Raw genomic sequence first — 10,567 nt, forward strand, 5'->3', positions numbered from 1 at the left:
TATCCTGACACAGGGGGGTAGCGCGAAGCGCCTCGGTGCGCTCTGTGGTCATATCTATTCTTAATTAATAAGAAGCTGCGCCTCTAGCGTGCGTCTACAAGACAAAGCTCTACCCTGTTTATTTGGCTACTCATTTTCTTCTCATTCTGTTCTCTTTGTGCAATACGGTTTTAGAGCCAATGATTCACAAAGAGGTTAAGAGGCGCTGCGCTTTTAGAGTCTGGTACTCATGATTTTATAATTATTAAGGCATAAAAAAAGCCGCATAAAATGCGGCTTTGGAGGTTAGTCTCACTTCACTTTGGGCGTGTCTCCAAAACTTAGTGAATACGTTACCAAGGAACTGTTTTATTGATTAGATAGACTCTAATGCAATTTTAACCATTTCGTTAAACGTGCTTTGACGTTCGTCAGCGGGTGTTGCTTCGCCAGTGATCACGTGGTCGCTTACGGTAAATAATGCCATTGCGTTTGCGCCGTACTCAGCTGCAACACCGTATAAACCGGCTGTTTCCATATCTACAGCTAGCACGCCTAACTTATCTAAATCTTTATAGAAAGTGTCGTCTGCTTGATAGAAAGTGTCGGTTGTGAATACGTTACCTACTTTTGCTTTAATACCTAGCTCTTTTGCTGCATTAACGCCGTTTAAAAGTAGATCGAAGTCTGCGATTGCAGAAAAGTCGTAACCACGAACACGTGCACGGTTTACGTTTGAATCTGTACTTGCACCTTGTGCAAAAATTACGTCACGGATTTTAATGTCGGTACCAATACCGCCACATGTACCAATGCGTATAATGTTTTTTACGCCAAAGCTAACAATTAGCTCACGTGCATAAATAGACATTGATGGAATACCCATGCCTGAACCCATAATGCTTACTGGCTTACCTTTGTAAGTACCTGTAAAGCCAAACATGTTGCGTACACCAGTTACTTGTACCGCATCATCTAAAAAGTTTTCAGCAATATATTGCGCACGTAGCGGATCGCCTGGCATTAAAACTGTTTCGGCGAAATCACCAACATTTGCATTTATATGAGGAGTACTCATTCGTTGTTTCCTTTTTATTTTGGCGCGTTTAATTGAGTTAAAAAGCTGTCGCCATATTCAAGCTCAGACAAGTTAAACCACTGTGCTAGTGTTTGACCAATATCTGCAAAACTGTTTCGTTCACCTAGCGGTGTATTATCCATACCAGGCTTGTACGCTATCACAGGTACGTATTCACGCGTGTGCTCAGAACCTGGAAAGGTTGGGTCACACCCGTGGTCGGCAGTGATCATTAATACATCATCTGCATTTAACTGGTTTAGTATAGTTGGTAAATAGTCATCAAATTCTTTTAATGCTTTAGCGTAACCTACTGGGTTACGGCGATGACCAAATTTTTCATCAAAATCAACCAAGTTGGTAAAAATTAAGCTGCGATCAGGTGCTGTTGAAATAACCTCGCTGGTTTTTTCAAGCAAGTTCATAAGCCCTGGTGCTTTGTGCTTTTGGGTTATGCCTTGATGCGCGTATATGTCTGAAATTTTACCAATACTAATTACTTCGCCGCCGTCTTTTGCTAAAACATCTAACAATGTTGGTGCTGGCGGAAGTACTGAATAGTCACGACGATTACCTGTTCGTGCAAAGTCTTGACTATTTGAACCCAAAAATGGCCGCGCAATCACTCGCCCTATATTCATTTCATCAAGCAGCGCCCGTGCGATTTCGCAAACTTGATAAAGCTTCTCTAGACCAAATGACTCTTCATGCGCGGCTATTTGAAACACGCTATCTGCTGAGGTGTAACAGATTGGTTTACCTGTTTTTACGTGCTCTTCACCTAGCTGTTCTAATATGGTTGTTCCTGATGCATGGCAATTGCCTAAAATGCCAGGAATACCTGTACGAGCTATAAACTCGTCTACAAATTCTTGTGGGAAACTGGGCTGTGTTTTTGGGAAGTATCCCCAATCAAATAACACAGGTACGCCAGCCATTTCCCAATGGCCTGATGGAGTGTCTTTTCCGCTAGAAAGTTCTTTAGCGTAACCCCATGCACCTTGTGGTGCTTGGCGGTCTGACACTAAACACGTTTCTCCACCGGCGGCTTCACAGGCATCGACTAAACCTAATTTTGATAGGTTAGGAAGCGAAAGTGCACTGCCTGTTTCGTCGTAATATGCTTTTAATAAGTGAGCGAAAGTATTGGCGCCAAGATCACCAAATTTATCTGCATCTGGTGCTGCACCGATTCCTAGGCTATCTGCCATTAAGATAATTGCTCTTGCCATTTTGACCTCACTTTGTTTCTAGGTGGTTACTTTATCTGCTGAACGATTTTTCCGTACAGGACAAAAGTCCTGTTTCATAAAACCTAAACATTATAAATTTGCGTTCTTAAGCGAAGCAAAAGAGATTAATCGTGTCTTTTTTGCTATTGTGATCTACCAACAATATATCCTTCTGTGTGGGTGAGAACTTTAGTGACACGAACAACTATTATAGCTATTGCTGGCGCGTCTGCGTCGGGCAAATCTCTTTTTAGCCAAACTATATACAACGAGTTGGTTAATGAGCTTGAACCGGGCGCAATTGCCATTATTGAAGAAGATGCTTATTACAAGGATCAGTCGCATTTGCCGATGGCTCATCGTACGCAAACGAACTACGACCACCCTGATGCATTTGAACATGAGTTAATGCTTGAACATTTAACTCAACTTCGTAGCGGAAATTCAGTAGAAGTACCAACATATGATTATGCACAGCATACCCGCAGCGATAAAACGCGACGTGTAGCCGCTGCAAAAATTTTAATTGTTGAAGGTATTTTATTACTGAGCGACAAAGCGCTTAATAAAGAATTTGATATTAAGGTATTTATAGATACCCCTTTAGATATCTGCTTAATGCGTCGTATGCAACGTGATATGGAGCAGCGAGGCAGAACGTTACAATCTGTTGTTGAACAGTATCAAGCAACTGTAAGACCGATGTTTTATCAATTTATTGAGCCTTCTAAGCATAATGCAGATTTAGTAGTGACTCGAGGCGGCATGAACCGCGTTGCGATTGATATTATAAAAAGTAAAATTAAATATTTACTACAAGAATAACAACGGGAAACATTTGTATGACAACATTTATGAGCTTAGTAGGCATGTGTGTGCTGCTGGGTATTGCCTTTGCCGCGTCAACTAATCGCAAGGCAATTAATTTAAGAACCGTTGCTATAGCATTTGCAATGCAAGTTGTTATTGGTGGCTTTGTTCTGTTTTTTGACGCAGGAAAAAACGTATTAGCAAGTATGTCGGCCGCTGTTTCATCGGTTATTGGCTATGCCAACGATGGTATTGGCTTTTTGTTTGGCCCTCTGGCTTCACAAGACACACTCGGTTTTATTTTTGCAATTCAGGTTTTGCCCGTTATTGTGTTTTTCTCAGCGCTAGTTGCTGTTTTATATCACATTGGCATTATGGATTGGATTATTAAGATTTTAGGCGGTGGTTTACAAAAGCTTTTAAAAACCTCGCGCACAGAATCACTTTCAGCAACGGCAAACATTTTTGTTGGCCAAACTGAAGCACCGTTAATTGTTAAACCTTTTATAGCAACAATGACCAAGTCTGAGTTATTTGCTGTAATGGTAGGTGGCTTAGCCACTGTAGCTGGGTCTGTAATGGCTGGTTACGTAATTATTGGTGTAGAGCTTAAGTACTTAATTGCAGCCAGCTTTATGGCGGCACCGGGTGGTTTTTTAATGGCAAAAATGATTGTGCCAGAAACAGAAACACCTAAAGATAACTTAGCTGATTTAGATTTAAACGATGACGATAAACCGGTAAACGTAATTGATGCTGCTGCATCAGGTGCGGCAAATGGTATGCATTTAGCACTTAATGTTGGTGCAATGCTACTGGCATTCGTAGCGTTAATTGCGCTTCTAAATGGTTTATTAGGTGGTGTAGGCGGATGGTTTGATCATCCAACATTAACGCTACAAGAAATTTTAGGTTATGTATTTGCTCCTGTTGCATGGTTACTAGGTGTACCGTGGGATGAAGCAATTATAGCCGGCAGTTTTATTGGTCAAAAGATAGTAGTAAACGAGTTTGTTGCTTACTTAGACTTTATAAATTATCGCGATACGTTAAGTGCGCACACACAAGCAATTGTTACGTTTGCTTTGTGTGGATTCGCTAACTTATCATCGATAGCCATTTTACTAGGTGGGTTAGGCGGTATGGCGCCTAGCAGGCGGAAGGATATCGCACGCTTAGGGCTCAGAGCAGTGTTAGCAGGATCTATGGCTAACCTTATGAGCGCAGCAATTGCTGGGTTTTTCCTCTCGCTAGCTTAGAAACTTAAGAGATGAACCGGTGTTGCAAAACAAGAAGTTAGTACTTTAAGGGGTTAAAGTGCTATCTGACTTGAACGATACTTCACCAAGGGCCGCAAGGCCCTTTTATCGTTTTAGGGCTTTAATAAAGTTATCTTTTTTCTTATATCCTTCTATTTATTTTCATTATGAGTTTTTTACAACTCAATTAACCGCTAATACTTTGTAAATTTAGCAATTTTAAACCACACTTAATTAAGTGTTTTCAAGCCTAAATTGACTAGTTGTAGTGAATTATAATCTGACCTTTTTTATCCTTTTTTTATCATTTAGCACTTTAGCTGAAGAGCCTTTGCTGGTTGTTACAGAATTAGCACCACCTAATCAAGTTTTAATAGACGGTGAAGTTCAAGGTAAAGGGACACAGTACATAAGAGATATATTTAAACAGGCTGGTTTAACACCAGACATACAAATGTACCCTTGGGCCCGCGCCTACAAAATGTCAAGCGAGGAAAAAAATACGTTTATTTACAGCATTGCTCGCACGCCAGAACGTGAAGATCAATTTCAGTGGGTAGGGGAAATTGGTCGCTTTGAAATGGGATTTGTTGGGCTATCAGACAGAACCGATATAGTAATCAATAATATTAACCAAGCAAAAAATTACAAAATAGCTATGCAACATAACGACTTCTCGACCCAAACTCTCACTAAAATGGGGTTTGAGGGCGTTATAACTTCAGATATACAGCATTCTTATAAGTTACTACTAGCCAAAAAAGTAGACCTAATATTGGATGACCCGCTTTATATGCTCCAATATAGTGATTACTTTAAACTTAAACCGGGCCACTTAAAATTTATTTTTAAAATAGATGCATTAACAACGGTTGCTTATTTAGCTGCAAATAAAGATACAGATAAAGTTCTTATAGAAAAAATGGAAGAAGCGCACAAACAAGTGAGTAAAACTCAAATAAGCCCTTACGGTAAATGAGTTAAATTACACGCGGGTTTTGAGTTAAATGATGTGCAGGTGAGGTAAATAATTAACAATAAGTGGTATTCGCTCAGCGGTGCTTGAACTCTCTCTTCTACGCTTTTACTAATTAAAGCTATACAGACTTTTTATAGCACCTAACACAGTCACTAAATAGGTGTTTATATTAGACCTTGGGGTCAAATAGAACCACTTTAATTGTGATCCTTGGTATTAGGTCGGGCTGTTGAATAAGTTAGGTTTGTTTCAGACACAAAAAAAGCGCCCTAGGCGCTTTTTTTCATTTTACTTAAAAAGTAAAATTATACAGCTGTGATGTTATCAGCTTGAGGACCTTTTTGACCTTGTGAAAGAGTGAACTCTACACGTTGGCCTTCAGCTAAAGTTTTGAAACCTTCGCTTTTGATTGCTGAGAAATGTGCGAAAACGTCTGGGCCATTTTCTTGCTCGATGAAACCAAAACCTTTAGACTCGTTGAACCACTTAACTGTACCTGATACGATGTTAGACATTGTAATATCCTGATATAAAAATAAAAAATATGCTCATATGAGCGGGTGTAGCAAAAAATGAGATGGTACTTTAAAAACTTCAGGACGGTACTACAAGTATTACTTATACAACAACGAAATGGAGATTTATAGCTTACATGCTTTCTTTCTAGCTGCGGCCCACTATATAGATAACCAAATATAAGTCAAGCACTTCCTTATTTTATTGAGCAATAAATAATCAACCTGTATTTATATGCTTAAAATTCAAATTCTAGGGCAAGTCTAAAACTGTGGTTTTTTTCAGACTGGCTAATTTCACTTATAAAGCCAGCTTCCCACTTTAGCTGTTTTTGGCCTTCAAACCGGTATAGCCCAATAAACCCGGGACCAATTCCGATAAAATCTTCCCCTGCATATAACTCAATAGAGGGTTGAAACGCAGACAGGTATCGGTAACGATATTGTGCCCTAAACTCTGTTTCCCATTCGTTCTCTATGTCTTGCCCCCATTCGTATACCAAAAAAGCATTCATGGTGAGACTTGCACGACCAAACTCTTTTTCAATTACAAAACCGGAGGTTGCTTCGTATGAGTCGGCGTCATGCTGTTTTTCAAATTCAAACAAAGCGCCCCAATCAGCCCATAACCGGCCTTGCTCTATTAGTTGCCATCTAAGCTCCAATTCATACGCTTGCAAGCCAAAGTCGCCGTTATCATCTCGCTCACCCACTAAATAACCTTCGAGTGCCATAGTGTCGTTAATGGCGCCACCTAAACCAATACGTTGAGCTAAAATATTGCCACTGTCGGTTTGATGCGACACAAGGCGCCACTCAAGCTCGCGCTCAAACGGCAACACATACGGGTGATAAACTTTATCTACTACTATGCCATCAGCATAAGCGAGCTTAGGTATTAATAAACAAAAACCAATTAATACAGTGGCTGCAAATAGGTTTATTGCTTTCATGATTTTTCCTTAGTGATTGATTTAGGCATAAAATAACTAGCAGATAAAAATAACACGCTGCTCAGCACATAGCTTAAAAGACTGGTTAAATTTGGCGTAGCCTCATAACCGATCAGAGCGCGCAATACTCTTCCAAACTCTGAATTTTCGGTTAAAATGTCACGTAAATCCCATACGGTTACTGTTGTTGCTATCAAATCAATTTGGCTCGCTAAATCAAGCGCCACAACTAGTTTTGCCGCACTATTTAAAGCTAACAATACCAATAAAGGGGTAAGCCCAAAGCGCTGTTTGATTGCACTCAATAAAAAATACAACAAGACGCTAAAGCTGCTGCATATTCCCAACCCTAAAAAAGTGCCAATAAATAAACTTTGAGCCGCTTCGTTGCTTTGCCAAAAGCCAATCAGGTAAATAATGTAGTGACTTAAATAAAGTGTCATTACACTGATAATCGCAATCATAAAAGCAGCTGTTGCTTGTTTAATGGCGTAGTACAGTGCACTAATAAAAATTAAAATACACAAGCCAATTTGGGCATATTCTAAACCCTGATAGTCAAACAAGGGGCTCATTAACGGCGCACTTTTTACAAACAAAAATGAAAGCCCGATCCCTAAAATAAGCCCTCCCAACAATTTCATTAAACTTTGCTTGGCTACAACTTGGAGTAAAATAAGTAAAATGGCCACCGGCAGTAACTGGTTTAGACTCATCACTAGGCTAGTTATTAGCATTAGAACGCTCCTTTTCAGTCACTATGACAGCACCACGCGCCGTATTGGGTGAAAACTCGCCAAAAAATTCATAGCGCCCAGGGATTAATGGCCCGATATAAATAACGCTTTTGCGCTTTGGGTAAAGTACTTTCTCTCGATTGAGATCGAAACTGTCGAACTCTTCAGGCGTACTATCTTGATTTTCGATTAACAAGCGTACCTTTTTATTGGCCGGCACGACGATTTCTGCGGGGTAAAACAAATGATCTTTAAGTACAATACGATAGTCTTTACTGGCGGCGTTAAATGATAAAAATACACAACAATATAAGTAAGGCCTAATAAGTTGTTTAATCACATTTAGCTCCTGCAAAAACTACCTGTACTTTTAAGCCACCCAAATCACTATCCGTTAAGTGAATTTCAGCGCGATAAATAGCAATAATATGCTGCACTATTGCCATGCCTAAGCCCGCACCTTGTTCACCCGAAGGGTGTTGGTCACCGCCAACACGATAAAAACGGTTAAATATCCGTTGTTTTTGATCGTTCGTCATACCTGGGCCACTGTCTTCTATTTGCCAAATACGCTGCTTGTGCATCTGCTTTAGTGTTATTTTTATTTGTCCATTGGCTGGTGCGTACTTTATAGCATTGCTAAGTAGGTTTGAAATTAGCGTCACTAAGGTAAATTCATCACCGTTAATGATAAAATCATCTCCCTCAAGACTGATAGTGTGATTTTTAGCCTCTATTTTTTCATACAACTGGCTAACACCTTCTTGCGTGATCGCTAATAATGACTGCTCCTTAAACTGTTTTTGCCACTGCTCTGGCTGAGTACGCCCTAGTATTAGCATTTGCTCGACTATATTGGACAGTCGATTAATACCTTGGGTCATGGCTTGTAGTTCTTGGTTATCTCCTTGTTGAGCTGCCAAATTGTGCACATTAATTTTTAAACTGCTCAGGGGAGTACGTAATTCATGTGCCGCATCAGAGGCAAAAAAACGCTCTCGTAAATAGGCGGTTTCTACGCGTTTAAATAAATCGTTTAAGCGGCTGATCACCGGTTTTATTTCTTCATCTGTCACCTGCCAATTGATCGCAGTGAAATCATTTGCTTGGCGCAGAGCTAACTGTTTTGATAAACGGGTTAATGGTGCCAGTGCATATTTAACAAAAAAGCTAATAAATAGCGCAAGCAAAGGAACCGCCCAGAGCATAGGCAACATAGCTGATAAAATAACCGCCTCGGCTAGTTCAAACCGCTTAGCAATCGGCTCGGCAACAATAACGGTGCGTAAAGATGTGGCAAAAACGAATACCCGCATTCGCTGCCCTGCAATATTAAGCGTTTGAAAACCCGCTTGATACTGGCTTAAATTTAGATTCAATTCATTAGAGCCACTAAGGAGCTCACCGCCTTGCCAAATTTGATACAGTAACTGGGCGCTGTCTTGTATTTTTGGCGCCATGGCGTTTATAGATAAAGGCTGTTGCATCAACACTCCAGCGACCACTTTTAGTTCACTATCGAGTAATTGCTCACCATGGCTCATACTTTTTTGGTAGCCTTTGACTAAAGCTAAAAAGCAGGTTAACACCATCATTGACAGTAAAATAAGGGTTAAACGCTTACGAATTGACATAGAGTATGGTTACCTTTGTAAATTCAAGTTTGTGCAATCTAGGGGCGTTTTAATCACGTGGGCTATCTCTTTCCCACGACATAGCCAATACCACGGAGAGTTTTAATAAAATCGCTGGGGAATTTTTTTCGTAGGTGATGAATATGTACTTCAATGGTGTTGGAGCCAACTTCTTCTCCCCACTGATACAGTTTGTTTTCTAACTGCTGTTTAGATTGCACGCGACCTTGGTTTTCCAACAGCGCCTTTAGCAGCATGTACTCTTTTCGTGGCAGAGAAAGTAGCCCATCGTTGAGTGTGACACTATGCGCTGACGTGTCCATAGTCACTTCGCCACACTGTAATAAACTCGACTGAGCTTGATTTACTCGGCGGCTCGCTACGCGCAAACGAGCAAATAATTCGGCTGGTTCAAATGGCTTAGCTAAATAATCATCAGCGCCCATATCAAGCCCTTGCACTTTGTCATCTATGCTACTTCGTGCAGTTAGTATAACCACCGGAATCACTTTTTTTTGTGCTTTTATGTGCTTTAAAATTTGTGAACCATCACCATCGGGTAAACCTAGGTCAAGTATAACCAACTCTATTTCACCACTGCCTAAGCATTGCAATGCATGCTTAACCGTTGCGCTATGCTCTACACTGTAGCCTTCTTGGCGCAATGAGCGGCAAAGCCCTTGCGCCACAAGATGATCATCTTCAACTAATAATAAATGCATTGTTTATTTTGCTATCTCTTTAGTTTTTTATCTACTTTAGCTAATAAAGAGCTAATTGCTTGTTGACGATATTTATCAGCTTTAGCACGAGTATCACGAATACCTGCTGCTTGCGCAACTAACAAATGGGCTTTAGCTTGCTGATATTCACGTTCGTCATATAAAAACTCACCATACAAGTAGTTAGTATCAATGCCTTTTTTGTTAAAAGCGAGCGCTTGCTTAAAAAACTTGTCGGCGGTGTCATCATCACCAAAACCAATAGGCCACCCCGGTACTTTACTGTATAAGGTTGCTAGGCTGGCATACGCTGAGCCACCTAAAGCACTGTCGTCTATTTTAAGGGCTTGCTCTAATGACGCTTTTGCATCTTTAGCATAGCCCAGCGCCCCTAACCCGCCCTTTGCGCCAGCAAAACTGGCCAGTACAATGCCGTTCCACGTATAGCTATTTGCTGAATCAGGGTAGCTTTCAATAAATTGAGCACTTTGCTCACTTAGTTGAGTAAAGGCTTTGATTTGTGCATCATCTTTAAGCTCATAATTAGCAACCGCCCACTGCTGTTGAATAGCGAGTAAATCGCTTTGTTCGTCTGCAAATACCGGCGATGAAAACACACTAACAATGCTTAAATAAGCTACTAAAGTAAATTTTTTCATAATAAATCCT

The 10,567-nt window shown here is 40.4% G+C and carries 12 protein-coding genes; 3 read left to right on the top strand and 9 right to left on the bottom strand.

Going from position 1 to position 10,567, the window contains the following annotated elements; all coding sequences use genetic code 11:
- Positions 1-355 precede the first annotated feature (355 nt).
- Both deoD and CWB65_RS12205 read right to left on the bottom strand, forming a co-directional pair.
- Positions 356-1,057 carry a purine-nucleoside phosphorylase gene (deoD, locus tag CWB65_RS12200; RefSeq protein ID WP_006794609.1) on the bottom strand — a complete coding sequence of 234 codons (702 nt, stop codon included), beginning with the start codon at positions 1,055-1,057 and terminating at the stop codon, positions 356-358.
- A 14-nt stretch (positions 1,058-1,071) separates the two neighbouring features.
- Positions 1,072-2,289, bottom strand: a complete 1,218-nt coding sequence (locus CWB65_RS12205) for a phosphopentomutase (RefSeq protein ID WP_008132937.1) — start codon at positions 2,287-2,289, stop codon at positions 1,072-1,074.
- Between the two features lie 192 nt (positions 2,290-2,481).
- Here CWB65_RS12205 and udk point away from each other — a divergent pair, with 192 nt between their 5' ends.
- The 3 genes from udk to CWB65_RS12220 all read left to right on the top strand — a co-directional run bounded on the left by udk (position 2,482) and on the right by CWB65_RS12220 (position 5,337).
- Positions 2,482-3,114 (top strand): uridine kinase, encoded by a 633-nt coding sequence (udk, locus tag CWB65_RS12210; RefSeq protein WP_006794607.1) that lies wholly within the window; start codon positions 2,482-2,484, stop codon positions 3,112-3,114.
- Between the two features lie 17 nt (positions 3,115-3,131).
- Positions 3,132-4,358, top strand: a complete 1,227-nt coding sequence (locus CWB65_RS12215) for a NupC/NupG family nucleoside CNT transporter (RefSeq protein WP_008132935.1) — start codon at positions 3,132-3,134, stop codon at positions 4,356-4,358.
- A 268-nt stretch (positions 4,359-4,626) separates the two neighbouring features.
- The gene (locus tag CWB65_RS12220; protein WP_171047587.1) at positions 4,627-5,337 is read left to right on the top strand and encodes a substrate-binding periplasmic protein; all 711 of its coding nucleotides are present in this window, start codon (positions 4,627-4,629) and stop codon (positions 5,335-5,337) included.
- Positions 5,338-5,642: 305 nt separating this feature from the next.
- Here CWB65_RS12220 and CWB65_RS12225 read toward each other — a convergent pair whose 3' ends face one another.
- The 7 genes from CWB65_RS12225 to CWB65_RS12255 all read right to left on the bottom strand — a co-directional run bounded on the left by CWB65_RS12225 (position 5,643) and on the right by CWB65_RS12255 (position 10,557).
- Complete coding sequence (locus tag CWB65_RS12225; protein WP_002959120.1) at positions 5,643-5,852, bottom strand: cold-shock protein; 210 nt, start codon at positions 5,850-5,852, stop codon at positions 5,643-5,645.
- Positions 5,853-6,091: 239 nt separating this feature from the next.
- Positions 6,092-6,805 (bottom strand): hypothetical protein, encoded by a 714-nt coding sequence (locus tag CWB65_RS12230; protein ID WP_138740674.1) that lies wholly within the window; start codon positions 6,803-6,805, stop codon positions 6,092-6,094.
- Positions 6,802-7,542, bottom strand: a complete 741-nt coding sequence (locus tag CWB65_RS12235; protein WP_010556091.1) for an FTR1 family protein — start codon at positions 7,540-7,542, stop codon at positions 6,802-6,804. The genes CWB65_RS12230 and CWB65_RS12235 overlap by 4 nt, the downstream gene beginning before the upstream one ends.
- Entirely contained in the window at positions 7,529-7,882 is a 354-nt protein-coding gene (locus CWB65_RS12240) for a cupredoxin domain-containing protein (RefSeq protein WP_006793322.1), read from the bottom strand. The genes CWB65_RS12235 and CWB65_RS12240 overlap by 14 nt, the downstream gene beginning before the upstream one ends.
- Positions 7,875-9,176, bottom strand: coding sequence for an ATP-binding protein (locus CWB65_RS12245; protein ID WP_138740675.1), 1,302 nt, complete (start codon positions 9,174-9,176; stop codon positions 7,875-7,877). Before CWB65_RS12245 ends, CWB65_RS12240 begins: the two co-directional genes overlap by 8 nt.
- A 62-nt stretch (positions 9,177-9,238) precedes the next feature.
- Positions 9,239-9,898: a response regulator gene (locus CWB65_RS12250; protein WP_138740676.1), complete on the bottom strand. Its 660-nt coding sequence runs from the start codon at positions 9,896-9,898 to the stop codon at positions 9,239-9,241.
- An 11-nt stretch (positions 9,899-9,909) separates the two neighbouring features.
- On the bottom strand, positions 9,910-10,557 hold the full coding sequence (locus CWB65_RS12255) for a tetratricopeptide repeat protein (RefSeq protein ID WP_138740677.1): 648 nt from the start codon (positions 10,555-10,557) through the stop codon (positions 9,910-9,912).
- Positions 10,558-10,567: the final 10 nt, after the last annotated feature.

This window comes from Pseudoalteromonas sp. S554 (assembly GCF_005930865.1).
GTDB lineage: Bacteria > Pseudomonadota > Gammaproteobacteria > Enterobacterales > Alteromonadaceae > Pseudoalteromonas > Pseudoalteromonas marina.

What these genes read in the sequence shown, in the direction of transcription:
- CWB65_RS12250 (WP_138740676.1), bottom strand. Translation starts at nt 9,898, where the DNA reads ATGCATTTATTATTAGTTGAAGATGATCATCTTGTGGCGCAAGGGCTT.
- CWB65_RS12225 (WP_002959120.1), bottom strand. Translation starts at nt 5,852, where the DNA reads ATGTCTAACATCGTATCAGGTACAGTTAAGTGGTTCAACGAGTCTAAA.
- CWB65_RS12215 (WP_008132935.1), top strand. Translation starts at nt 3,132, where the DNA reads ATGACAACATTTATGAGCTTAGTAGGCATGTGTGTGCTGCTGGGTATT.
- CWB65_RS12230 (WP_138740674.1), bottom strand. Translation starts at nt 6,805, where the DNA reads ATGAAAGCAATAAACCTATTTGCAGCCACTGTATTAATTGGTTTTTGT.
- CWB65_RS12205 (WP_008132937.1), bottom strand. Translation starts at nt 2,289, where the DNA reads ATGGCAAGAGCAATTATCTTAATGGCAGATAGCCTAGGAATCGGTGCA.
- CWB65_RS12235 (WP_010556091.1), bottom strand. Translation starts at nt 7,542, where the DNA reads ATGCTAATAACTAGCCTAGTGATGAGTCTAAACCAGTTACTGCCGGTG.
- CWB65_RS12245 (WP_138740675.1), bottom strand. Translation starts at nt 9,176, where the DNA reads ATGTCAATTCGTAAGCGTTTAACCCTTATTTTACTGTCAATGATGGTG.
- deoD (WP_006794609.1), bottom strand. Translation starts at nt 1,057, where the DNA reads ATGAGTACTCCTCATATAAATGCAAATGTTGGTGATTTCGCCGAAACA.
- CWB65_RS12255 (WP_138740677.1), bottom strand. Translation starts at nt 10,557, where the DNA reads ATGAAAAAATTTACTTTAGTAGCTTATTTAAGCATTGTTAGTGTGTTT.